Source organism: Telmatospirillum sp. J64-1 (assembly GCF_006980715.1).
Lineage (GTDB): Bacteria > Pseudomonadota > Alphaproteobacteria > Rhodospirillales > Magnetospirillaceae > Oleiliquidispirillum > Oleiliquidispirillum nitrogeniifigens.
This window is the reverse complement of the sequence record NZ_SBHN01000001.1, coordinates 218491-242317: the sequence shown is the minus strand read 5'-3', so window position 1 is coordinate 242317 and position 23827 is coordinate 218491. Positions and strand designations below refer to the sequence as shown.

At 64.5% G+C, this 23827-nt stretch carries 17 protein-coding genes and 2 CRISPR repeat arrays; of the genes, 5 read left to right on the top strand and 12 right to left on the bottom strand.

Going from position 1 to position 23827, the window contains the following annotated elements:
- The first annotated feature begins 2 nt into the window (after positions 1 to 2).
- The 3 genes from hmgA to EPD66_RS01085 all read left to right on the top strand — a co-directional run bounded on the left by hmgA (position 3) and on the right by EPD66_RS01085 (position 4283).
- Positions 3 to 1340: a homogentisate 1,2-dioxygenase gene (gene hmgA, locus EPD66_RS01095; RefSeq protein ID WP_142846437.1), complete on the top strand. Its 1338-nt coding sequence runs from the start codon at positions 3 to 5 to the stop codon at positions 1338 to 1340.
- A gap of 14 nt (positions 1341 to 1354) precedes the next feature.
- Positions 1355 to 2623, top strand: coding sequence for a fumarylacetoacetase (gene fahA, locus EPD66_RS01090; protein ID WP_142846435.1), 1269 nt, complete (start codon positions 1355 to 1357; stop codon positions 2621 to 2623).
- 115 nt (positions 2624 to 2738) lie between these two features.
- The gene (locus tag EPD66_RS01085) at positions 2739 to 4283 is read left to right on the top strand and encodes a Fic family protein (protein WP_142846433.1); all 1545 of its coding nucleotides are present in this window, start codon (positions 2739 to 2741) and stop codon (positions 4281 to 4283) included.
- 92 nt (positions 4284 to 4375) lie between these two features.
- Positions 4376 to 5953: direct repeats of the CRISPR family, unit length 28 nt; unit sequence CTTCTAACCCCTCATGGGGAACGTAAAC.
- A gap of 133 nt (positions 5954 to 6086) precedes the next feature.
- On the opposite strand, the gene cas2 is transcribed toward EPD66_RS01085, so the two are convergent.
- The 8 genes from cas2 to EPD66_RS24315 are packed head-to-tail and all read right to left on the bottom strand — an operon-like array spanning position 6087 to position 15113.
- Complete coding sequence (cas2, locus tag EPD66_RS01080; RefSeq protein WP_142846431.1) at positions 6087 to 6389, bottom strand: CRISPR-associated endonuclease Cas2; 303 nt, start codon at positions 6387 to 6389, stop codon at positions 6087 to 6089.
- A 2-nt stretch (positions 6390 to 6391) separates the two neighbouring features.
- Positions 6392 to 7360: a CRISPR-associated endonuclease Cas1 gene (gene cas1, locus EPD66_RS01075; RefSeq protein WP_142846429.1), complete on the bottom strand. Its 969-nt coding sequence runs from the start codon at positions 7358 to 7360 to the stop codon at positions 6392 to 6394.
- Positions 7361 to 7362: 2 nt separating this feature from the next.
- A complete protein-coding gene (locus EPD66_RS23920; protein WP_185961188.1) occupies positions 7363 to 7842 on the bottom strand; it encodes a Dna2/Cas4 domain-containing protein in 480 nt (159 codons plus the stop codon).
- A 28-nt stretch (positions 7843 to 7870) separates the two neighbouring features.
- Positions 7871 to 9865: a DEAD/DEAH box helicase gene (locus tag EPD66_RS01065; RefSeq protein ID WP_142846425.1), complete on the bottom strand. Its 1995-nt coding sequence runs from the start codon at positions 9863 to 9865 to the stop codon at positions 7871 to 7873.
- Positions 9856 to 10485 (bottom strand): hypothetical protein, encoded by a 630-nt coding sequence (locus tag EPD66_RS01060; RefSeq protein WP_142846423.1) that lies wholly within the window; start codon positions 10483 to 10485, stop codon positions 9856 to 9858. Before EPD66_RS01060 ends, EPD66_RS01065 begins: the two co-directional genes overlap by 10 nt.
- A gap of 25 nt (positions 10486 to 10510) precedes the next feature.
- Positions 10511 to 11503: a type I-D CRISPR-associated protein Cas7/Csc2 gene (gene cas7d, locus EPD66_RS01055; protein ID WP_142846421.1), complete on the bottom strand. Its 993-nt coding sequence runs from the start codon at positions 11501 to 11503 to the stop codon at positions 10511 to 10513.
- Positions 11504 to 11529: 26 nt separating this feature from the next.
- Complete coding sequence (locus EPD66_RS01050; RefSeq protein ID WP_142846419.1) at positions 11530 to 14367, bottom strand: hypothetical protein; 2838 nt, start codon at positions 14365 to 14367, stop codon at positions 11530 to 11532.
- Between the two features lie 14 nt (positions 14368 to 14381).
- On the bottom strand, positions 14382 to 15113 hold the full coding sequence (locus EPD66_RS24315; RefSeq protein ID WP_221930826.1) for a CRISPR-associated endoribonuclease Cas6: 732 nt from the start codon (positions 15111 to 15113) through the stop codon (positions 14382 to 14384).
- A 142-nt stretch (positions 15114 to 15255) separates the two neighbouring features.
- On the opposite strand from EPD66_RS24315, the gene EPD66_RS01040 reads away from it, so the two are divergent.
- Entirely contained in the window at positions 15256 to 16041 is a 786-nt protein-coding gene (locus EPD66_RS01040; RefSeq protein ID WP_142846417.1) for a YafY family protein, read from the top strand.
- Positions 16042 to 16197: 156 nt separating this feature from the next.
- Positions 16198 to 16610: direct repeats of the CRISPR family, unit length 28 nt; unit sequence GTTTACGTCCCCTATGAGGGGTTAGAAG.
- 165 nt (positions 16611 to 16775) lie between these two features.
- Here the strand turns inward: EPD66_RS01040 and EPD66_RS01035 are convergent.
- Positions 16776 to 17561, bottom strand: coding sequence for an HpcH/HpaI aldolase/citrate lyase family protein (locus EPD66_RS01035; protein ID WP_255448314.1), 786 nt, complete (start codon positions 17559 to 17561; stop codon positions 16776 to 16778).
- Positions 17562 to 17667: 106 nt separating this feature from the next.
- On the opposite strand from EPD66_RS01035, the gene EPD66_RS01030 reads away from it, so the two are divergent.
- Entirely contained in the window at positions 17668 to 18411 is a 744-nt protein-coding gene (locus EPD66_RS01030; RefSeq protein ID WP_142846415.1) for an SDR family oxidoreductase, read from the top strand.
- A gap of 61 nt (positions 18412 to 18472) precedes the next feature.
- Here EPD66_RS01030 and EPD66_RS01025 read toward each other — a convergent pair whose 3' ends face one another.
- The 3 genes from EPD66_RS01025 to EPD66_RS01015 form a co-directional block, all read right to left on the bottom strand.
- On the bottom strand, positions 18473 to 19945 hold the full coding sequence (locus EPD66_RS01025; RefSeq protein WP_255448313.1) for an FAD-binding oxidoreductase: 1473 nt from the start codon (positions 19943 to 19945) through the stop codon (positions 18473 to 18475).
- Positions 19946 to 19979: 34 nt separating this feature from the next.
- Positions 19980 to 21683: a thiamine pyrophosphate-binding protein gene (locus EPD66_RS01020; protein WP_142846413.1), complete on the bottom strand. Its 1704-nt coding sequence runs from the start codon at positions 21681 to 21683 to the stop codon at positions 19980 to 19982.
- 137 nt (positions 21684 to 21820) lie between these two features.
- Positions 21821 to 23716: a TRAP transporter permease gene (locus EPD66_RS01015; RefSeq protein ID WP_255448312.1), complete on the bottom strand. Its 1896-nt coding sequence runs from the start codon at positions 23714 to 23716 to the stop codon at positions 21821 to 21823.
- Positions 23717 to 23827 lie beyond the last annotated feature (111 nt).

Below are 23827 nucleotides of genomic sequence, written 5' to 3'. Positions count from 1 at the left end.
ACATGGTGAAGATTTCATCCGCCCATTCCCGCGCCGAAACGGCGCCGGTCCTGGACTATCAATCGGGCTTCGGCAACGAATTCGCCACCGAAGCCCTGCCCGGCGCCCTGCCCGTCGGCCAGAACTCGCCCCAGCGCGCCCCTTACGGCCTTTATGCCGAACAGCTGTCCGGCACGGCCTTCACCGCGCCGCGCCATGCCAACCGCCGCTCCTGGCTCTACCGCATCCGCCCGGCGGCGATGCATCCGCCCTTCCGCCGCATCGGCAACGGCCGCCTGGTCAGCCGTTTCGGCGACGGCCCGACGCCGCCCGACCAACTGCGCTGGGACCCGCTGCCCCTGCCGGACCATCCCACGGACTTCCTCGACGGGCTGGTCACCATGGCGGGCAACGGCGACCCCGCCGCCCAGACCGGCTGCGGCCTGCATCTCTATGCCGCCAATGCCTCGATGACGAACCGTTTCTTCTATAGCGCCGATGGCGAGATGGTGATCCTGCCCCAGCAGGGCCGCCTGCGCCTGGCGACCGAACTGGGCGTCCTGGAGGTCGAGCCCCAGGAAATCGCCGTCATTCCGCGCGGGATGCGTTTCCGCGTCGAATTGCCGGACGGCCCGTCGCGCGGCTATGTCTGCGAGAATTACGGCGCCCTGTTCCGCCTGCCCGATCTCGGCCCCATCGGCGCCAACGGCCTTGCCAATCCGCGCGACTTCCTGACCCCCGTCGCCGCCTATGAGGACCGGGAAGGCCGCTTCGAGCTGGTCGCCAAGTTCATGGGCAATCTGTGGTCCACCGAGATCGGTCATTCACCGCTGGACGTGGTGGCCTGGCACGGCAATTACGCGCCCTATAAATACGACCTGCGCCGCTTCAACACCATCGGCTCGATCAGCTACGACCATCCCGATCCGTCGATCTTCCTGGTGCTGCAATCGCCCAGCGACACGCCCGGCGTGGACAATATCGACTTCGTCATCTTCCCGCCGCGCTGGCTGGCGATGGAGAACAGCTTCCGCCCGCCCTGGTATCACCGCAACTTCGCCAGCGAGTTCATGGGGCTGATCCACGGCCGCTATGACGCCAAGGAGGACGGCTTCCTGCCGGGCGGGGCCAGCCTGCACAATTGCATGAGCGGCCACGGCCCCGATGCCGACACCTTCGAGAAGGCCTCGAAGGCCGATACCAGCACGCCCCAGCGCATCGGCGACACCATGGCCTTCATGTTCGAGACCCGCGCCGTCCTCCACCCCACCCGCCATGCGCTGGAGACGGCGCAATTGCAGCCGGATTATTACCGCTGCTGGCAGGGCTTGAAGAAGAATTTCGATCCGGCTGTACGTTAAGAAGAGACTTCGCCATGACTCCCAACGATCCCCGTCTGACGTCCTTCATCGACGTTTCGCCGGACTGCCATTTTCCGATCCAGAACCTGCCTTTCGGCATCTTCTCGACCGCCGCCGACCCTGCGCCGCGTGTCGGAATCGCCATCGGTGGACAGGTGCTGGACCTTGCCGTCCTGGCCGAGGCCGGATTGGTGAAAACCGCGCCCGAGGGCATCTTCGCCCGGCCCAGCCTGAACCCCTTCATCGCCCTGGGCCGCCCGGCCTGGCGCGAAACGAGGGCACGGATCAGCGAATTGCTGCGCCACGACAATCCCGCCTTGCGCGACGACCTGTCCCTGCGCAGCCGCGCCCTGGTACCCCAGGCCCAGGCCAGGATGCATCTGCCGGTCGAGATCGGCGGCTATACCGATTTCTATTCCTCGCGCGAGCACGCCACCAATGTCGGCAGCATGTTCCGCGACCCGAAGAACGCCCTGATGCCGAACTGGCTGCACATCCCCATCGGCTATAACGGCCGGGCCAGTTCCGTCGTCGTCAGCGGCACGCCGGTCCGCCGCCCCAACGGCCAAACCAAGGCCCCCGACGCCGAATTCCCCAGCTTCGGCCCCTCCCGCAAGCTCGATTTCGAGCTGGAAACCGCCTTCATCCTCGGCCGGGGCAACGAGCTGGGCAGGCCGATCCCTATGGCGGAAGCCGAGGAGCACATCTTCGGCATGGTGGTGATGAACGACTGGAGCGCGCGCGACATCCAGCAATGGGAATACGTGCCGCTCGGCCCCTTCAACAGCAAGACCTTCGCCACCTCCATCTCGCCCTGGGTGGTGACCATGGAAGCGCTGGAACCCTTCCGCGTCGCCGGCCCGGTCCAGGACCCGCAGCCTTTGCCCTATCTGCGCCAGACCGGGCCGCAGGGCTTCGACCTGCATCTGGAAGTGGCCTTGCGCCCGGCGGGGGCCAAGAGCGAAACGGTGATCTCGCGCACCAATTTCCGGCATATGTATTGGAGCATGGCCCAGCAGCTGGTCCATCACACCATCTCGGGCTGCAACACCCGCATCGGCGATTTGATGGGATCGGGCACCATCAGCGGTCCGACGCCTGATTCCCTGGGCAGCCTGCTGGAACTGACCTGGAACGGCAAGACCCCCCTGGTCCTGGAAGGCGGCGAGGAACGGTCCTTCTTGCAGGACGGAGACGAGGTGATCATGACCGGCTGGTGCCAGGGCGAGGGCTACCGCATCGGCTTCGGCAAGGTCAGCGGCCGCATCGAACCCGCCTTGTGACGGGACTCAATTTTCAGGGAAGCTGTCATTGCGGGATCGTTTTTCAGATGCTAGATTCACTTTTCACCGCGTGATGCGGCCAAGACCATGATTTCAGCAGGACAGATCCTTTTTCATGGATTCCGCGCGGCAGCCCCGTTTTTCAGGCCCGGTAACCGTCTTTCAGGAAAGGCGCCTGCCCGAGACGGCGGTTCCGGCGGGCTATGCCGCCTTGATCGACGCCTATGGCCTTGCCGTTCCGCTGCCGCGCATCCTCTGCGCCATCGGCGCGCGCCACCGCATCGTCGAGGACCGGAATTGGCGGATCATGACGCCGCGCCATGCGCCGCATCCCACCCTGGACGGTCACCTGACCTTCGCCCTCAAATACGAAGGGCTCGATCTGGCGGTCCTCAAGCGGCTGTTCATGGCGACCGGCCCCGCTCCCATCGAAGCGCTGGTGCGCGATAAGCCGACCGGCAGCTATGCGCGGCGCATCTGGTTTCTCTATGAATGGCTGACCGGAACGGCGCTCGACCTGCCGGACGCCCAGGCCGGGCGCTATGTGCCGGTACTCGATCCCGAGCTGCAATGGGGCAGCGAGGGCGTGCCTGCGCCGCGCCAGCGCCTCAGGAACAACCTGCCGGGCACGCCGGATTTCTGTCCCCTGGTCTTCCGCAGCCAAGCGCTGGAACGTTTCATCGCCCTCGACCTGCCGCGGCGGGCCCAGGCCATCATCGCCGACGTGCCGCGCGATATCCTTGCCCGCACGGCGGCCTTCCTGCTTCTCAAGGATTCCAGGTCGAGCTACGCCATCGAAGGGGAGCGCCCGCCGCAAGACCGCATCCAGCGCTGGGGCCGGGCCATCGGCGAGGCGGGCCGCCAGCCGCTGGACCGCGAGGAATTGCTGCGCCTGCAGCGGATCGTCATCGGCGACAGCCGCTTCGTGAGGCTGGGCTTCCGCGAGGAAGGCGGCTTCGTCGGCGAACATGACCGCGAAACCAGGATGCCGCTGCCCAGCCATATCAGCGCCCGTCCCGAGGACCTGCCCGCCCTCCTCGACGGCATGATCGCCTTCGCCGGCGGCCCGGCGCAGGGCATGGATGCCGTGATCGCCGCCGCCGTCCTTGCCTTCGGCTTCGTCTATATCCACCCCTTCGAGGACGGCAACGGCCGCCTGCACCGCTATCTGATCCATCACATCCTGGCCCAGCGCGGCTTCAATCCCCCCGGCATGGTCTTCCCCGTCTCCGCCGCCATCCTGGAACGGATCGACGGCTATCGGAACACGCTGGAAAGCTATTCGCAGCGCCTGCTGCCGCTGATCGACTGGGAACCGACCGAGCAGTTCAACCTGCGCGTCCTGAACGACACGGGGGATTTCTACCGCTTCTTCGACGCCACCCCCCATGCCGAATTCCTCTATGCCTGCGTCGAACGGACGATCGAGCAGGACCTGCCGAGCGAAACCGCCTTCCTGCGCCGCTACGACGCATTCCGCCGCCGCGTCGAAACCCTCGTCGACATGCCGGACCGCAGCCTCGACCTGCTGTTCCGCTTCCTGAACCAGAACGATGGCAAACTCTCGCACCGCGCCCGCGACCGCGAATTCAAGGACCTGACCGACCAGGAGGCGCAGCGGATCGAAGCGATCTACACCGAGACGTTCGGCGACGGCTGAACAAGACGCTCACGCCGCAGCCGCTGTCATACGTCGCCGGGACGTCCATCCCGCAGGATAGAACTGTCGACCTCTCCCTTACCAAGGGAGTGCTTTATTCCCCTCATAGGGAACGTAAACCCTCGGTGGCGGGCGCCGCCTCGGCCAGCACCGACATCTTCTAACCCCTCATGGGGAACGTAAACCTTCGCTCTGACCGGCGGCCAGGATGAGGAAGACGCCCTTCTAACCCCTCATGGGGAACGTAAACCGCCGGCCGGACGCACCATCACTGCCGGCAACGGCCTCTTCTAACCCCTCATGGGGAACGTAAACCAGTGGCGCGGGTGATTGCGCCGCTGCTCTGGAACGCCTTCTAACCCCTCATGGGGAACGTAAACCCCCGCGAATGTGCAGGGTTTCCGCGTCAATGTGATTCTTCTAACCCCTCATGGGGAACGTAAACGCTTCGAAACATCACGGTCATCCCCTGCGAACTTGTCTTCTAACCCCTCATGGGGAACGTAAACTTGTAACGCAGACCGATTTCCGCCTGACTGGAGAGCATCTTCTAACCCCTCATGGGGAACGTAAACCAGAACATCACCGCCCGCCAGTTCGCCAGCATCGAACTTCTAACCCCTCATGGGGAACGTAAACTCGCGGTCATAGACGGCAGCCTCATCATCAAACGGCTTCTAACCCCTCATGGGGAACGTAAACTATCATTGATGCTGGCAGTCCCGGCATAGAACAGCCACTTCTAACCCCTCATGGGGAACGTAAACGTTCGGCGCGGGAGTGAAGCACGCCACGCACATCAGACTTCTAACCCCTCATGGGGAACGTAAACTGATCGTTCGCGCCGAAGCCGCTCCGGACTGGCTGACCTTCCAACCCCTCATGGGGAACGTAAACGCCCGGGCCGCGTGGCTCAAACATGGAAAGTTGCACCTTCTAACCCCTCATGGGGAACGTAAACATCACCCTGGACGAAGCCAAAGCCCATCTCCGCGTCCTTCTAACCCCTCATGGGGAACGTAAACTGGTGCTGACCGAGGCCGCGACAGGGCTTTCGTTACCCTTCTAACCCCTCATGGGGAACGTAAACGACGAACCTCGTAGCCGCTGGGCGTCTTCAACCCTCTTCTAACCCCTCATGGGGAACGTAAACTGGCAGTCTGGGAAAGGGAGGTTTTCGGCTTCATGAACTTCTAACCCCTCATGGGGAACGTAAACTCCTCGCCCATTCGGCGAGGTCCTGATACAGCTTGGTCTTCTAACCCCTCATGGGGAACGTAAACAAACATGCTGCTGCCACCATTCTCCAGAGCCTCAATCTTCTAACCCCTCATGGGGAACGTAAACGGGCTCATACTGGCTGAGATCGACGCCGATAACTTCCTTCTAACCCCTCATGGGGAACGTAAACTTATGCGGAGCGTAACGAGTTCGACGGCGTTGGCCTTCTTCTAACCCCTCATGGGGAACGTAAACCAAAGGGGAGGATTTGCGGCGGGGCTTATTGTTCAACTTCTAACCCCTCATGGGGAACGTAAACAAGGCTCGGCTTCGGTAGTCGCGACCATGATACCGGTCTTCTAACCCCTCATGGGGAACGTAAACATGGTAAGCCGAGCAGCCTGTGGCTGGCCTGGGGGAACTTCTAACCCCTCATGGGGAACGTAAACCCTGCCCTCACAAAGATTTTTTGCTCCTCCCCCTGACGACGACGGCGGAAAATGGGCTGGAACGCCAGGAAAGCGATGTTCGATCCCCGGGGAGTTTTGCAGGATATGCCATCGAACATCGCCCCTTTGCCGTCTACAGAATCCGGGAATCGCGTTTATGCCGGTCATCGGCCTCCTTGCTGGGCAGGCCGGTGGAATGGCCGGTCTTGGACCAGAGGCTGATATCGATGTTATGCCTGTTCTCGACCAGGAACTCCAGCACCCGGTCACCCTCCACGACCAGCTTGTTCATCTCCCGCCGCAGCTTGTCGAGCTGGGATTTGGTGATGTCGCCGAAGAAGACCGAGAATTGCTCGTGCCCCAGATACTTGATCAGCAGTTTCCGGTATTTCTGCGTCCGCTTCGCATTGACGTCATAGGTGACGATGACGAACATCTTCAGCTCCCCCGCCGGAAGGCGGCATAATCCTCGATCCCCAGGACATGCCGTTGCAGTTTGAGCGCCTCCTTGCGCATCAGGGTGCGCAGGCTGTATTCGCCGGTCACACTGTCCACGGCGGTGGTGAAGCGTTCCACCACGGCCCGCCGCCCGGCTTCGGTGAGCAGGCAGATGCCGTCATGTTCGTCGAACCACTCGTCACGCGGCATGGCCTTGCGCACCATGGCGAAGATCTGCCGGTCGACCACCACGGGCTTGAAAGGCTCGGCCAGATCCAGCGACAGCGAGGAACGGCCCGCCGAGGGCGCGTGCAGGACGGACAAGGTCTCGTCGAGATGGGTCTTGGCGATCTCGTGGCGGATGGCGGTATAGGTCAGGCCGTTGAGGAAGGAGATCAGGCAATTGATGCGGTTATTGGGCGGCCGCTTGACGCGCGGGGCAAAGGCCAGCCGTTCGTCGACAAGGCCCCAGGCCTCGTAATAGAAACGCCGCGCCATGCCTTCCAGCCCCATCAGGCTTTCCGGGTCCGGGGCTTTTTCTAGCCGCCCTTGGCAACGGAGGATTTCCCGGATTGGCTGCCTGAGCCCGTCCTGGCCGCGATAGGCGTAGTAGCGCAGCCCGACGACGATATTGTGGAGGGCGGCGCGGACGATCTCGCGCGCCAGGGCCATCCGTCTTTCCGGTTCCAGGAACAAGGCGGCCTGGCGGATGGTCACCTCGCCCGCGCCCACATTCACCGCCGGCTCGAAGGCGCCCTTGAACCAGCCGTAATGGTCGAAGAAGGAAACGCGCACGCCGGCCCTGCCGCACAGCGCCAGGAATTTCGTCGTTACCGTTCCATCGGCGGTCATGACGATATGGCGCACCGTCTCGATGGGAAGGCGCTTCTTGCGGCCGTCGATGCGGACCAGGATGGTGTTCTCGTCGCGAGCGATATCGGCATCGCCGCAGATATAGAGGGTTTCCATGCTTACTCCGCGAAGCCGCAGAATTCGTTGTTGGAACATCCCCGGCAGGCGGAAATGGGTCGGGCGGCGGGAACGGCGGTGGCGCGTTTCAGCGTCTCGATCAGGTCCAGCGCCCTTTCCAGCCGTTCCACCCTGCCAGGATCGAGGCTCACCTCGTGGTAGCGTTTCGAACCCATGACATAGAGGCGGGCCGACCAGATCCGTCCGGTCGCGCGGCTCATCAGCGCCGCATAGAAGGCCGCCTGGTCCATCGAGGCTTCGAGATAGGAGGCGGATGTCTTCTCCTCGATGACGATGCCCGCCTCCCAGTCCAGCCGGTCGGGATGCAGTCCCAGCAAACCGGCGGTGGAGCGGTCGCGGCCATGGCTGTCGGCATGGCGCTGGAAACCGAGGCGGATATTCTCGCTCCATTCATTCATGCTGGCCCGGTGCAGATGCAGCCAGCAGCGCCGGGCGCAGATCGCCGCATGCTGGATATGCAAGCCTTGCGCATCCAGCCTGTCGGCTCGTTCACAGAATGCCTGTAGCCGCGCCGACCGATCCCAATCCGTCTTCGTCATAGGGTATGATCCCCGTGGCATTGACCAGTTGCACGGCCAGCCGGACACCCTCGTCATCGCGGCCGCGCCCCATATGCCGCTCGACCGCCGCCGCATATTGCTGGAACGGCGCACGGTCCAGCGGGGCTTTGATGTCGCCCGGGAAGGGCAACAAGGCATGGCGCTGATAAAGCCGCCGGTCACCATCCCGGCGCAGCAATTTGCCCCATTCGATGACATCGGGCACGACGACCACCGTATTGCCGGCGGCATCGAGGCTGACCGGAAAGTGGTCGAGGACGGAGGTGTGCGTGGTCAGCCAGGCGGCGGAAATCTTGAATTTCTCGCCGCCCGCGCCGATGACCGTCACGGTGGGAGAGAAATCGCGCAGGATGCAGGCCTGTTTCTCGAATGTCCGACGCCAAGCCCGGCCGCCCTTGATCCCCGCGATCCGGTCCAGCCAAGCCCGCACGCAACGGGCGGTGGGCGGGGCCGCCTTGCCGATCTGGAAGGCCTTGTCCTTCATGTCCTGTTCGCGCAGGCGATCTTCCAGCAGCACCCAATAGACACCGGCGGCGAAAGCAGCGCGGAGCGGCATGGCAGCGAAGAAATCCACGCCGCCTTCTCCCGTCTCCAGCACCTGTCCGGCTTCCTCCGGCAGGTGGAACCGGTCGGCGATGCGGGCGAGATCGGCCAGGAAAGCCGACAGCTCCTGAATGGAGACCTGTCCCGGCCGCGCCGATACCCAGTCGATCAGCCGTTGCAGCCAGGGACGTTCGGAGGCCGTCTTGCGGCCCAGGCGGACGACGACCCGCCCGTTCAGGCTGCCCCGCGCCACGCGGCCCAGGCGCTGCATGAAGGATAAGGGCGTGAAGCCCGGGTCCATCACCAGCAGGGTCAGGCCCGGCAGGGTGACGCCGACCTCGATGGTCGAGGTGGCGGCGATCAGGCGGCGGCCCTCCAGGCTCTTGCCCCGGCCGCACCAGGGGGCGTCGCGCTGGCCGTCGATGCTGCTGTCGATCAGAAAGCGCTCATTCTCCATCAGCCCCAGAGTCTCGGCCAGGGACAGCAGTTCGGGCACGTCGCGCTGCAGGTCCTTCAGGGCATCATAGATCGCCACGGCGCATTGCCCCTGCGGCAGGGCGTCGATCTCGTTCCGAAACCCGCGCAGGACGTCGAGCGGCGATTCCGCCTCGACGAAATCGACCGTCACGTCGCCATGCAAGGCACGCCCGCCCTCGGGGATGATGGTTTCGCCGATCACGTCCCGCGCCGTCATGGGAATGCCCAGCCGCGTCATGACCGGCAGGATGTCGATGGGGGTGGCCGAAAGCAGCGAGACCTTGGCGCGCACCGGGCCGTCCGCCGTCTCGCGTCCCCAGGGCCCCTGGGTAGCCAGCCCGGCACAAAGCGCGATCAGCCCGAAGCCGCGCGCCTGGGTGAGGTGGAATTCATCGAAGACGATATGATCGAAATGGGTCATCAGCGCCGCCGGGCCGATATCCCCCTGGCCCTCGGCATGGGTGGGATCGAGCAGCAGGCGCGACAGGCTTTCCGGAGTGATGAAGATGATCTCGCCGCGCTCGCCGGGCCGCAACGACACGAACCGCCCCCGGCGGTGCGCGCCGACATCCTGGCCGCTTTCGCGCATCTCGGCGGCGCTGTCCCCCGTCCAGACGGCGATCTTCTCGATGCAATCCCGCTCCGGCCAGCCCGCCTTGCGCAAATCCTCGCGCAGGGCCGTCGCTTGGTTCTGGGCGAGACGGCGGGTCGGCACCACGAACAGCACCCGCCGCCCCATCTCCACCGCCCGCCGATAGACATAGCTCTTGCCCGCACCGGTGGGGGCGCTCGCCAGCGTCACCGGGCGCTCGGTGGTCAGCAGGCCCGCCTGCATCGGCGACAGCCCCGCTTCGTCCTGCGCCACGCCATGGCGGGCGATGGTCATGCGGGCCATCAGGTCCATTTCAGGGCTTCCTCCTCAGCCTCGGTCAGGGACATGGGGGCGGTCAGCTGCGTCTCGTGCAGGATGTAGCGTTCGACTTTCAGCTTCCGGCCGAACAGCAAGGCAGTGGAGGCGTTGAGGCGGACATCCTGTACCGTCTCGTCCCGCTCGATCTTGAGCATGCCGGTGCGGTTGGAGCCGATGCGCACCACCAGGACGGGGCCGAGATCGCGGAAGCGGAACGGGTCCTGCCCGAAGACGGCGCCGCGAAAGACCTGCCCCGCCGGGACTTCCTGGATGGTGAAGAATTCCTTGAAATTGCCGCTGGCCGCGGCACGGCGGACCTTGTCGGGATAGCCGCCTTCCACCCCCAGGTCCGAACGGCGGGCCAGCGGCGGCAGAAGCTGCGGATCGTCGGTTTCCAACACCGAACTCCGCCAGGGCATCGCCGCCAGATGGGCACGGTAATTCTTGGGCGGCGGAACGGGAGAGGTGCTCATGATCCCCAAGGCCGCCGCCAGGGCGAAGGCGATGGCGCGGTCGCCGATGAGATGAGGAATGGTCGCCACCCCGCCCTGCACGGCCAGATGACCGTAATTGAACGGCGTCAGGGTGGTGGCCCGGATAGGGGTCACGGTCATGGCACACTCTCCCGGCAAGGCTGGATCAAGAGGCCTGGCCGCTGAACCAGGCATCGAACAGATGAGCGACCGCGCCATGGGCCTGGCCATAGGCCTCGCGCAGGCGGCCGCTGCCGCCGAGCAGGTCCTCCGACAGGGCGGCGCGGTAGCTTTCCGCTTCCGTCGCCGGGATGGCGACTTCGTGATGAGGCGCCACCAGGGCATGAATCTTCTCGATCACCGAGGCAAGCTCCGTCCCCTCCACCTGATCGGCGATGACATAGGGCGAGGTTTCGGGGCGTTCGATCAGCGAGGCATAGATGCCCGCAATATGGGTCCGCACATTGACCCCGGTGACGGAGGTCTGGCCGCCATAGGCACCCGACAGGCCCAGGCTCAGGACCAGATGCTCGAAGGCTTCCACCGGCATGATGCGGCCGGGACAGGAAATCACCTGCACCATCAGCGTGCCCGGCTTGACAAAATGGCGCTCGAACAGATTGTTCGAATTTTCCTTCTTGGCAGCGTCGAACAGCGACCCGTCCTCGGCGGCGCGGTTGTGGAAGGTCTTGTCCACGCAATATTCGTAGGGCATCAGGCTCAGCCCGTCCGAATACAGGGCGGCGGCCTTGACCGGCAGGACCTTGTTGCCCTGGTTGACGCTGTCGCCGAAGACCAGGCTGTTGAGGTCGAAGGCCGCCGAGGGCTTGGCCTTTTCGGGCATGGCATGACGGTTCTGCGGATAGGCCCCGCCCGTGCCGAAATGGCGCAGCAGCTTCAACCCGTTGGCCCGCTCGCGATGCTTGAACTTGTTCGGGACCGCGCGGACGAAGCGCTTGCCGCCGACGGTGATGTCGGTGATCTCGGCCTCCTGGTTGCGGAACACCGCCGGGGCGACGATTTCCCGCACCAGCACCAGCGAGACGACGCCCAGATTGCGCAGCTTGGGATGGGTGTAGTCTTTCTTGCCGTCGCTGCTCTCGTCGGTCAGGTGATCGAGGGAACCGAGATATTTTTTCAATTGGGGAATGACAGACATGGCACTGTCCTTGTTCAAGAATGGCGTCAGGCGGCGGGAAGGTCGGCTTTGGCGTCCTTCACGGCGGAGCGCGTGAAGGCCCAGCGATAGGCGGCCTGGAAGGTGCGCAACTCGCCCGAAGACGGCGGGCGGCCCTTGAACGCGCCGTTCCAGGCCCTGTCCACGAAGGTTTCGGCGAAATCCTGGATGGCATCATCGATCCTCTGCCCCGGCTCGCGGTGAGCCGCCGAGGAATAGAACTCGCCCTTCTTGCGGTTCTCGCCATCCACGGCAATGCGTCCGGCCACGGCTGCAATCAGTCCCTCGCGGTCGCGCCATCCCTGCCGATAGGCGTCGGTCGCCGCCTCGATGGCCGTGCGCAGCAGAAAGCTTTCGTCATTGGCGCTGGCGTCCCAGCCGGGACGGCGTTGAATGCGGCAGGCTTTCCGCCCCAGTTCCACGGGCGGAGCAATGCTTTTGTCCTGGTCCATCCTGGCAACCTCGTTTGCGATATGGTCGTTGAGGGTGACGAGCGTCTGGGAAGAGACATCCATCCGCCCCGGCTTTCCGGCCTCGGGCGCCCGGTCCCGGGCCGTGGCCCAGGCCAGGCAAGCGGCGGCGAAGCGGCTGTGCGGCAGGCAGAAGGACTTGGCGGCATCGACCAGTCCCAGCCCGCCCTCTTTGCGCACCCCGGCAATCAGCCCGACCAGCTTCAGCAGGCCGATTGCTTTCGGCAATTCTTCCAGACGAAAACTGTCGCCGCCCAGAAGGGCGCGCAATTCGGGATCGATGCAGTCGCAATGAAAGAAATCCCGGCGCGGATAAGGCAGGCCGGAAAACAGATGCAGCGGGCGGCCATAGCGCTGTGCGGCTTCCATCGCGATGCGCAGGAAGGTGATACGGTCGGCGAAACGATTGGGCATCTGCTCGAAGCGGCCAAGCTGTGTCCGCCCGTAATAGCTTTCCAGCCCGTCATAGGTCAGCCGGGTGCGGTCGGCCCGCACCATGTCGAACAGCCCGAAATCCCGGTCGTTCATCTCCTTGACCGTCAGGCTGAAGATGCCGCCGGCCGTAGGCGAGGACAGGCGCAGGGGAATGCCGTCCTCACCGCCCTTGATTCTGGCGAAGCTGGCGGCCCGCATGCGGTATTCGGCATAGGAGATGGGAGAGAGATAGACCTCGGCCTGTTCGCGGAACTTCTGTTCCGCCCGCCCCTCACGATAGGACAGGGCGCTGGACTTGATGCCGTACAGCCCATCCTTGCCCTCGACCGGATGCCCCAGAACCGGTTCGCCGGTGATCAGGCAATGCTGGGATGCCGCCGGGGCTTCCACCACCTCTCCGGCGGCCATGGCCTGGAGACGCTGCCGGACGGCCTGACGTACGGGAGTGGTCTTGTCCGGCAGGGTGGCGAAGACACCCTGTTCGCCGAACCAGGTTTCCATCAGGGCCTCCAGTTCCGCCGCGAAAGCGGAGTCCTGTTCCATCCGCGCGGTGGCGAGCAGGGTCAGGGAGGTGCGCCGGGTCAGGTCGCCGAAAGAAGCCAGTGTTTCAGGAAGATCCCCCAGCAGCCGCGCCAAGCTCTCTTCTCGGGCCTTGCGGCTCAAGGCCTTGTCCGGTGTCGCCTCCTCGACGCCGACCGCCAGCGAAACCAGGCAGGCCTGCCGCACCGCTGCGAATTCCGCCTCGTCTTCTTGCGGCATGCGGATAAGCGGCAGGGTCTTGCCGCCCGGCAGCTTTTCGGTGCTGACGACGGGACAGCCCGCCGCGACCGCCAGCCGCCGCAATTCCGCTTCATGCGCCTCCAGATCAGCCATGTTCACCGCCAGCAGACGCCGGACATCGCCGGTTGGAATGCCCTTTCTCACCAAAGCCTGAAGAATCGCCCAGTCGGGCCGCGCGCCGCTGATCTTGGGAATGCCGACCGCACTGAACAGGATCTCACTGTCGAAGGGAATGGCCTGCGCCACCTCCTCGATGGCGGCGGCCTTGATCGCCTCGGCCTGTTCGGCGGGAAGCAACGAGACCAGGGTTTCGTCCCGCACCGCATGGAAGAGCGGACGCATCCCCGTCATCGTCTCGCAGGTATGTTCCAAGGCATCGGCAAGTTTCGCGAGGATGAAGGGATGGTGGGGATCGAAAATCACCATCGGCGCGTAATCGCTGAAGGCTTCCGGATGAAAGAAACTGGCATCCTTGCGCAGCGCCTTCGCCCAGGCCTCCAAGACCGTCTTGGCCGTTTCGGACGGCAGGCCGTGCAGCCACAGGGAATCCAGCTTGTCGGCCAGGCGCACATGGCGCCGCACGATATTCGCCAGATAATCGGGAATGCGGGGGGCCGGCAGGCGGAAGGTGGTGCGCACCTCGTCATAGCTGATCAGGGCGGTGAATTGCTCGGGCGTCAGGGTCACGCCGAAACGGTCCAGGAAGGGACCGATCCGATAGCGGTGGAAGATGGCGCAGGCTTCCTCGGCCGTGACCTCCTTCCAGTCCTTTTCCAGCAGCTTGTCGATATCGTGCAGCAGGCCGACGGCAAGGGCCGTGGCGACAGAGGCGCGCAGCGTCTCCGTCTCGACCTCGGCGGCGAGCAGATCGAGGGCGACGAAATGGGCCGCCGCCATGCCGACCGAGGTGGCGTGATCGAACAAGGTGACGTTCGACCATTCCTCATGGCCGGGGCCGCCCTTGCCGCTGATGGCGAGGAAGCGGGGAAGACGCAGATCGGTGCGCTTGCCGGCGGCGATTTCCTTCAGGCTCTGCTCCGACGCATCCCCCAGGCGGTCGCAAAGGATGGCGGGCAGGACGATCTCGTCCAGCGCCTCTTGCGCCTCTTGGACAAGCGCCCGCGCCTGGCGGCGCAGCCCCAGCATGGAGATCTCGTTCATGATCCTGTCCTTTATCAGGCGGCGAGGCCGAAGAAGCCGAAGCCCATGCGGTTCTTCTCGCCCAGTCCGGCATACCAGGCCAGGCGCAGGTCTTCCGGTGGTCCGCACAGGACGAAGGGGAACAGCAGGCCGACCACCACACCGGCCTTGTCGCCGCTGCGCTTGACGTCCACCCGCACGGCATGACCCTTGCCCCGCCCGGCGAGATAAAGATCGTCGGGCACCAGCGTCAGCCCCACCGGGCGCCCCGCCAGCCGCGACAGGCGGCTGTTCACCGCCGCCGAGATATCGCAGTGGCGGATATCGTCATGCCATTTGCCGGTCTTGCGGCCCTCGGCACCGCCCTGGCGGGAGATGGCGATCGGGGTCAGTGCCACGGCCTCGATGAAGGTGCAGCCAGGAACCACCGGGTCGAGGTCGGCGCGGATGGCCGCCCCGGTCATGTCGAGAACCTCGCCCGTCGCGGGCTGCTGCTTGCGCATGGTGGCGGGGTCGGCCTTCATCAGAAAGGCGGCGATGTCGGGATCGGGGGTGGAGACGAAAACCTCCTTCGCCTGCCGCACCAGCGGGGCGATACGGCGCGGCATCACCGGCCCGGCCCCCCAGGACCTCGCTTCCGGCCCGTACAGCATCCGTGGCGGGCATCCCGCCGCTTCCAGCATGGCCCCGGCGGCATCCTTGATGACGTCCACATTGCTGAAGGTGATGCGCCGGTTTCCGGCGCAACGCAGGCGAATTCTGAACATGACCGCCTCCCCGCATTACCTAAAGGTTGCTTTTATCAACCACAAGATGACAATCTGAGCTTGAACCAGAAGAAATCCTCCCACAACCATTAATTTTCTCAAAATGAGAGGAACGTAACCAACGGTGACGGATGACCCTGGAGTGACGGGCGAGATTCTGCGGCGACGCGCCTTCATCCAGTTGATGGCCCATTGGTTCGGCGAGGTGAAGGCGGCCGACATCCAGCAGGCTTTCGGCCTGTCGCAGGCCCAAGCCTATCGCTGCCTGGCAGCGATGAACACGCCGCTTTCCGAAGAAGGGGCCGGCTCGGCCGACATGATGCTGGCCCATCTGCGGGCGCAATCCCTGTCGAACCACGCCTGGAAGGACCTGGGGCTGGATTTCCGCGTCTCCGTCGAAGACGCCGACCTGCTGACGGAAAGGCGGGTGCAGGCCCATATCCTGCGCGTCCTTCTCCCCGCGCTGCAAAAACGCCGAGCCGTCCTGATCGCCTATACCGGGCGCAAGGGCGTCAGCGAGCGCATCATCTCGCCCGCCCATCTGGTGCATGTGCAAAGCCGCTATCATCTCCGCGCCTGGGATCACACTGCGCGGAAACACAAGGATTTCGTCCTCTCGCGGATCACCGAGACGGAGCCTGCGTCCGAATGCTTCACCTATCCCCACGACCCGGACTGGGCGGCATTCATCCTGCTGCGCTTCAAGGTGAACCCGGCCCTGCCCGCCGCCCTGCGCGCGGCGCTGGCCCAGGAATGGGAGCTGACAAAGGACGGCATCCGCGAATGCCGGTGCCGCAAGGCCCTGTCACGCTATGTCGTGCGCCGGATGACCGAGCAAACCTCCCTCGGCCCCCGCCGCTGGCTGCCCGCCGACGAGACGACGCAAAGCCTATGCGACCAGATTGCCAGCCAGCAGGAAGCCGGATAAGCTCGGCCCGATATGGTCCCGGAGAGCAAGCAGAACGATGTTCGATGAGATATCTTGCAAAATTCCCCGGGGAGCGAACATCCTTTTCCTGGCGTTCAGCCCCCTTTTCCACCAGCCCGCAAAAGGCGGAAGCGGAAAAATCGAGCCAAAGCCAGGGTTTACGTCCCCTATGAGGGGTTAGAAGGCTCTCAGGAAGAGACTGTGATGGTCTCTAATCGGCCGTTTACGTCCCCTATGAGGGGTTAGAAGTTGCTTCGGGATGACGTTGGACTTGCTCACCGCTTGGGTTTACGTCCCCTATGAGGGGTTAGAAGCTGCTGGCCTACCGCCCTGACCTGACCGACGCCCAGGTTTACGTCCCCTATGAGGGGTTAGAAGCAGGAGGTGATGCACCGCGATGGCTTGGAGCGGTTCGTTTACGTCCCCTATGAGGGGTTAGAAGCGACTCGGCGGTGGCACGCCGAACGATCGTGCGGTGTTTACGTCCCCTATGAGGGGTTAGAAGATGCACCGGGCGCACGCCGCCACGCTCGGCGCCATGGTTTACGTCCCCTATGAGGGGTTAGAAGACAGGCAAGAGCGCCCTGGCGAAGGAGGATCAGGTCAGTACGTCCTCTATGAGAGATCAACGAAAACCCTCTCGACCTGACAGAAAGGTACCGGCGACTGCGGGGAACGGGTGCTTGCGGCTGCCATTTCCGAACTTCCCCCGCCCCTAGCTTTGGGGACCTTCATCACGACACCTCGAACGCCTTCTTGTATTGCAAGGCCAGGGCGTCCGCGCCTCGGGCGAGGAGGCTGACGTCGCTGCCGACGGCGACGAAGGTGTATCCGGCGTCCAGCCATTTCCGCGCCTGGCTTTCCACCGGCGCCAGGATACCGGCGGGGATTGCGGCTTCCTGGCAGATCGCCAGGGCCTGGGCGATGGCGTCCTGGACGTCGGGATGGCCGGGATTGCCGATATGCCCCAGATTGGCCGCAAGGTCCGATGGGCCGACGAAGATGCCGTCGATGCCTTCGACAGTGACGATATCTTCCAGATTGTTCAGGGCGGCGGAGGTCTCGATCTGCACCAGGAGGCAGATCTCGCGCTCCGCCGTGGCATGGTAATCACTGATGCGGCCATAGCGGTTCGCCCGCTGCAAGGCCGACATGCCGCGCAATCCGGCATGGGGATAGCGCACGGCGGCAACGGCCCGCGCCGCTTCTTCCGCATTCTCCACGAAAGGCACCAGCAGGGTCTGCGCCCCGATATCGAGCAGCCGTTTGATCAGGACCGGGTCGTTCCAGGCCGGGCGGACGATGGGGGTGGCCGTCGCGGCGGTGAGGGCCTGCAATTGCGACAGGATATTCGGCACCTCGTTGGGCGAATGTTCCATGTCGAGAAGAATCCAGTCGAAACCGGAATCGCCGATGATTTCCGCCACGATGTTCGAACACAGGGTGCTCCACAGACCAATCTGCCGTTCACCACGGGCGATCGCATGCTTGAAGGCGTTCCGGGGAAGATTCATGGGCATGACCGCACCTCCGCTTTATTTATACAATAAGTAAATATTTTATTCATTACTTAGATAATCTATGCTTATATTTTAATATTAATTAAGTTCACAGGGAGAAAGAGAAATGTCCAAAATTGCCATGGTGACGGGCGCGGGAAGCGGCATCGGCCGTGCCGCCGCGCTGGCATTGGGGAAAGCAGGCTTCGGGCTTGTCCTGGTCGGTCGGCGGAAAGAGGAACTGGAACGGACCGCCGCCGCTGCGGAGGGGACCGAATGCCTGGTCCTGCCGCTGGACATCAGCGATCCGGCGGCCGTGGAAGCGGCCTTCGACAGGACGGTGGCGGTCTTCGGCCGTCTGGACGTCCTGTTCAACAATGCCGGACGCGGTGCGCCCGCCGTCCCCATCGACGAGCTTTCCGTCGAGGATTGGAATGCCGTCGTGGCGGTGAACCTGACCGGCGCCTTCCTGTGCGCGCGCCAGGCCTTCCGGGTGATGAAAAGCCAGTCGCCGAAGGGCGGACGCATCATCAACAACGGCTCGCTCTCGGCCCATGTGCCGCGCCTCTTCTCGGCGCCCTATACCGCCACCAAACATGCCATCACCGGCCTGACCCGCTCGTTGGCGCTGGATGGGCGGCGCTACGACATCGCCTGCGGCCAGATCGATATCGGCAATGCCGCGACCGAGATGACGGAGCGCATGGAACGCGGCGTTCCCCAGCCCGACGGCAGGATGATGGTGGAACCGAGAATGGATGTGCGGCATGTGGCCGATGCGGTGGTCCAGATGGCCAACCTGCCGCTGGAGGCCAATATCCAGTTCATGACCATCATGGCGACGAAGATGCCCTTCCTGGGCCGGGGCTGACCCTGGCCGGAAGAATGCGGCCTTGCGGAAGGCGCCCTGCCTTCCGCAGCCTGCCCAGAGCCTAGGCATCCGGCAGCTTCGGGGCCGGCGGCACCACTTTCCCCGGATTCATCAGGTTCAACGGGTCGATACTCCGCTTGATCATGCGCATCAGGTCCAGGGCGACCGGGTCCTTGTAGCGCGGCAATTCCGCGAGCTTGACCAACCCCACCCCATGCTCGGCCGAGATCGAGCCGCCCATCTCGGCGACAATGTCGTGCACGATGCGGTTGAACCGGCTCCAATGGCCGAGGAAGGCCGCCTTGTCCATACCGAGGGGTTGGTTCAGGTTGAAATGGATGTTGCCGTCGCCGAAATGGCCGAAGGCGCAGACACGGATGTCCGGCATCTCCCTCTCGCAGGCCTGCTGCGCGCGCTGGATGAAGTCGGCCACGCGCGAGACCGGCACCGACACGTCGTGCTTGATCGAGCCGCCTTCCTGCTTCTGGCATTCCGAGATGCTTTCACGCAGCAGCCACAAGGCCCCGTTCTGGGCTTCGCTGGCCCCGATCGCCGCGTCCTCGATCACGCCTTCCTCGAGCGCCCGGGCGAGCACAGATACGAGCCGCGCCTGAAGGTCCAGCTCCGGATCGGGCGAGGAAAGCTCCAGAAGTGCGTAGGACGGATGGTCGCCCTGCAAGGGGCGCTGGGCGCCGGGTGCATGCTTCAGGACCATCTCCAGTGCGAAGCGGGGCATGTATTCGAAGGCCGAGAGAGTCTCGCCGGCCGTGCCGCGCAGGCGGCTGAACAATTCCAGCGCCGCATGGGGCGAGGCGCAGCCGATAAAGGCCGTGACCCGTCGGCGCGGCTTCGGAAACAGCTTCAGCACGGCCGCCGTGATGATGCCCAGCGTTCCTTCCGCGCCGATGAACAGGTTCTTCAAATCATAGCCGGTATTGTCCTTCCGCAGGCTGGACAGGGCATCGAGGACGCGCCCGTCCGGCAGGACCGCCTCGATCCCCAGCACCAGATCGCGGGCATTGCCGTAGCGGAGAACATTGGTACCGCCGGCATTGGTGGAAAGATTGCCGCCGATCTGGCAGGAGCCTTCCGAGGCAAGAGACAGGGGGAACAGCCGGTCCACCTCGTCCGCCTTGTCCTGGATCGTCTTCAGGATGCATCCGGCTTCGACGGTCATCGTCGAATTCATGGCATCCACGGCGCGGATCCGGTTGAGCCGGCCCAAGGTCAGGACGATGCCCCCTTGCGGGACGCCGCCGCCGACCAATCCGGTATTCCCGCCCTGGGGAACGATGGGAACCTGCCGCGCACGGCATTCGCTCACGACGAAGGCGACCTCCTCGACCGTGGCGGGCCGGACCACCGCCAGGGCCTGACCTTTGAACAGCCCCCGGTCCTCGACCAGATGCGGTGCCATGTCGTCCGGATCGGTCACCACATGGCCGGCTCCCAGCCGCGCCGCCAGCGTCTCGAGCAGGTCTCCGGGATCGGCCTCCCCGGTCATGACGGAAGGAAGGGCATCGAGCGGGTTCATCGGGCTCTCTCCTTTCGGTCAAACCGCCTGCCGCTCATGCAAGCGAGGCCTGATGGCGATGGGCCCGCGCGGCCTCGCGCAGCGACGTGATGGTGGTGCGGGTGGAAATCTGCTCCGCCTCCGTGCGCAATTCGATCACGGCGGCCAGCCCCGATTTCCGGGCCCGCTCGAAGGCGGGAAGGAAGGACTCGGTATCGGTGACCACCTCGGCATGGGCCTGCATGGCGCGCGCTAGGCCTGCGAAATCCGGGTTCACCAGATCCGTGCCGATCACCCGTTCCGGATGCTCGCGTTCCTGATGCATGCGGATGGTGCCGTAGGTGCCGTTGTTGAACAGCAGGATGATGGGCTTGGCGCCGTATTGCGCGGCCGTCGCCAGTTCCTGACCGCTCATCATGAAGCCGCCATCCCCCACGCAACCGATCACCAGCCGGTCGGGATGCAGCAGCGAAGCCGCGACGGCGGCCGGAACGGAATATCCCATGGAACCATTGGTCGGCCCCAATTCTCGCCGCGGACGCCGGTAGGACAGGAAACGCTGCGGCCAGCCGGTATGGTTGCCCGCATCCAGAGTGACGATGGCATCCTCGGGCAGGCTTTCGCGCAATTCGGCGAAGATGCGGCCCAAATCCAGCCGCCCGTCATAAGGCGGCGGCTCGATATCGGCCAGATAGTCCCGCCGCGCCTCCTCGCACCATGCCCGCCAGCGATCCGCCCTGCCCCATCTCTGCCCCGCCAATGCCGCCGCCATCGGCTCGGGTGCCGCCACCACGCCGAGATCGGGGCCATAGACCCGCCCGATCTCGTCGGCATCCGCATGCACATGGACGAGGCGCTGACGCGGCCGGGGAGAGTCCAGCGTGGTATAGTTGCGGGTGGTCATCTCGCCGAGGCGGGCGCCGATGACGAACAGCAGATCGGCCTCGCCCAGGCGCTTGATCAGCGCGGGCGAGGTCGAGGTCCCGAGGTCGCCGACATAGATGTCCGAACGGTTGTCCACGACGTCCTGACGGCGGAACGAGCAGGCCGTCGGCAGGCCGTTCGCTTCCGCGAAGGCCAGGATGTCGCGGCAGGCCTGGTCGCTCCATCCGCCGCCGCCGACGATCATCAGCGGCCTTTCCGCCTGGGCGAGAATGGCGGCGATGCGCTCGACATCCCCGGCGGAGGCCGAGGGCCGCGCGGCGGCATAGGGTGCGGAATCGGGCACTTCGGCACTTTCGCTCAGCATGTCCTCGGGCAGGGCCAGCACGACCGGACCAGGGCGGCCGGAGGTGGCGACCCGGAAGGCGCGGGCCATGTATTCGGGGATACGGTCCGTCCGCTCGATCTGCGCCACCCATTTCGCGATGCCGCCGAACATGCTGCGGTAGTCGATCTCCTGGAAGGCCTCGCGGTCGAGCGCCTGCCGCCCGACCTGGCCGATCAGCAGGATCATCGGCGTCGAATCCTGGAAGGCGGTATGGACGCCGACGGCGGCATGGCAGGCCCCCGGCCCACGGGTGACGAGGCAGAGGCCGGGTCGGCCGGTAAGCTTGCCATAGGCCTCGGCCATGTTGGCCGCCCCACCCTCGTGCCGGGCGTTTATCAGCCGGATCGAATCCTGGCAGTCGTGAAGGGCGTCCAGCACCTCGAGATAGCTTTCACCGGGAACGCAGAAGGCCATCTCCGCGCCATGGATCAGAAGCTGATCGACGAGAATCCGGCCTCCGCTGCGTGAACTGAGTCTGGGTTGAGACATGTCCTGCTGTTCCTGCTGTTCCTGCTGAGAGTCGCTTCGGGCTGCATCTTGGCGCATCGGCGCGCACAACCGGTTCAATTGGGAAAATGGGCAGGGAAGGCCAAGGAGCGTCCCTTCCCTGCCCGCACCGCCGGGGCCTATTCCGACGGCGGAACGGCGGCCTGCTGCTCCATCACCGGGCGCCGACGGCTGCGCCGGTCGAGCATCTGGGCCCCCAGGACCACGGCCAAGCCGGTCAGTCCGGCAGCGGTGACACGCCAATCCGGATAGATGAAACACAGGGAGGCGGCGAACAGCAGGACCTGTTGCCAGCGGGTCATGGGCCCGGCCAGATATCCATGCAGGGACGCCGCCAGGATGGTCACGCCCACCGCCGCCTGGAGGATCACGAAGACGATCCGCAAGGGTTCGCCCTGCAGCAGGATGCTCGGCTCGTAGACGAACATGAAGGGCACGATGAAGCCGGTGGCGCCCAGCTTGATCGCGGCCACGCTCGACGGCCAGATCCGCGCCTTCGACAAGGTGTTGGCGGCATAGACCGCCATCGCCACCGGCGGCGTGATGGCCGAGAGAATGGCGAAGTAGAAGACGAAGAGATGGGCCGCCTGGACCTGGACGCCCAGCTTCACCAGCGCCGGGACGAGCAGCGCGACCTGGACGATATAGGCGGGCGTGGTGGGCATCCCCATGCCGAGAATGATGCCCGCGACCATGCTCAGCAGCAGCGCGATGACCAGCGTATCCTGGGCGGCCGAGATGACGAAATTCGAGAAGGAAAGGCCGATCCCGGTGATGTCGATTACCCCGACCACGATGCCTGCGCAGGCGCAGGCGGCGGCGATGGACAGCACGTTGCGCGCACCGTCCTCCAGGGCGCGGAGGATGTTCCCAATCGTGACGTAACCCCGCGTGGATTTGCGCAGCAATGCCGACGGGATGACCGAGGCGATGCCGCACAGGGCGGCGAAGGGTGCGCTATAGCCCAGCAGCAGGGCGCCGACGATGGCCACAAGCGGCAGGAACAGATGGCCGCGTTCCAGCAGGACCTTGCGCAGGGGCACCTGCTGGTCCTTCGGGATGCTGCCGATATTCAGCCGCTTGGCCTCGAAATGCACCGCCGCGAACAAAGCGAGATAGTAAAGCAGCGCCGGCATGATGGCGAAGACGGCCACCGTCAGATAGCTGACGCCCAGATATTCGGCCATGACGAAAGCCGCCGCCCCCATCACCGGCGGCATGATCTGTCCGCCGGTCGAGGCCACCGCCTCGACGGCCCCGGCGAAGGGCGCGCGGAAGCCCATGCGCTTCATCAAGGGAATGGAGAAGGTGCCGGTCGTCATCACATTCGCCACGGCGGAACCGGAGACCGACCCGAACATCCCGCTGGTGATGCAGGCGACCTTGGCCGGCCCGCCCGCTTGGCGGCCGGTCAGGGCGATGGCGAAATCCATGAAAAGCTGGCCGATGCCCATCCGCTCGACCAGGGCACCGAAGATGATGAACAGCACCATGTAGGTCGCCGAAACGGCGATGGGGATGCCGAAGATGCCTTCCGTCGTCATGAACAATTGTTCGAGGACGACCGACGGCAGGGTGCTGGTGGCGAAGAAGGCATAGATCAGGAAGCCGATGGCCGTCACCGGTAGCGCCGGTCCCAACAGGCGCCGGGTGCCCTCGAGCACCAGCAGGACGAGCACCGACCCGGCGACGATATCCATCGTGTCGAGCGGATCGACATAGATGAACCGGGTCTGGATGTATTCCAGGTTCAGCGTCGGATAGAGCGCAGTGGCCAGCACGGCGACGGCAAAGACGATGTCGTGGAGAGCCGGGCGCTCCGCCGCCTTCCCCTTCCAATTCACCGTCAGGAAAACCAGACAGAGGGTAATGCCGACATGAAGGCCGCGAAGGATGTAGGGCCCTGGGGAACCGAAAAGGGCGACCTGGAGGTGATAAACGGCCATGCCGATCAGGGCGGCGCGCACCAGCAAGGTAAAGACCGATTGATCGGCGGGTAGAGTAATCAAGCGCACCGGAACCTCCCACGTGAGGATGATCTCCTGCGGAACCAAAGCCTGTCAGGACAGGGGGAACGGCCCGGAATCAGATCCTGGGCGAGTCCGGGCCGTTCCGCCGACAGGGAC

Coding starts and splice junctions, on each gene's coding strand:
- hmgA (WP_142846437.1), top strand. CDS start 3: ATGGTGAAGATTTCATCCGCCCATTCCCGCGCCGAAACGGCGCCGGTC.
- fahA (WP_142846435.1), top strand. CDS start 1,355: ATGACTCCCAACGATCCCCGTCTGACGTCCTTCATCGACGTTTCGCCG.
- EPD66_RS01085 (WP_142846433.1), top strand. CDS start 2,739: ATGGATTCCGCGCGGCAGCCCCGTTTTTCAGGCCCGGTAACCGTCTTT.
- cas2 (WP_142846431.1), bottom strand. CDS start 6,389: ATGTTCGTCATCGTCACCTATGACGTCAATGCGAAGCGGACGCAGAAA.
- cas1 (WP_142846429.1), bottom strand. CDS start 7,360: ATGGAAACCCTCTATATCTGCGGCGATGCCGATATCGCTCGCGACGAG.
- EPD66_RS01065 (WP_142846425.1), bottom strand. CDS start 9,865: ATGGACCTGATGGCCCGCATGACCATCGCCCGCCATGGCGTGGCGCAG.
- EPD66_RS01060 (WP_142846423.1), bottom strand. CDS start 10,485: ATGACCGTGACCCCTATCCGGGCCACCACCCTGACGCCGTTCAATTAC.
- cas7d (WP_142846421.1), bottom strand. CDS start 11,503: ATGTCTGTCATTCCCCAATTGAAAAAATATCTCGGTTCCCTCGATCAC.
- EPD66_RS01050 (WP_142846419.1), bottom strand. CDS start 14,367: ATGAACGAGATCTCCATGCTGGGGCTGCGCCGCCAGGCGCGGGCGCTT.
- EPD66_RS24315 (WP_221930826.1), bottom strand. CDS start 15,113: ATGTTCAGAATTCGCCTGCGTTGCGCCGGAAACCGGCGCATCACCTTC.
- EPD66_RS01035 (WP_255448314.1), bottom strand. CDS start 17,561: ATGCCCATGAATCTTCCCCGGAACGCCTTCAAGCATGCGATCGCCCGT.
- EPD66_RS01030 (WP_142846415.1), top strand. CDS start 17,668: ATGTCCAAAATTGCCATGGTGACGGGCGCGGGAAGCGGCATCGGCCGT.
- EPD66_RS01025 (WP_255448313.1), bottom strand. CDS start 19,945: ATGAACCCGCTCGATGCCCTTCCTTCCGTCATGACCGGGGAGGCCGAT.
- EPD66_RS01020 (WP_142846413.1), bottom strand. CDS start 21,683: ATGTCTCAACCCAGACTCAGTTCACGCAGCGGAGGCCGGATTCTCGTC.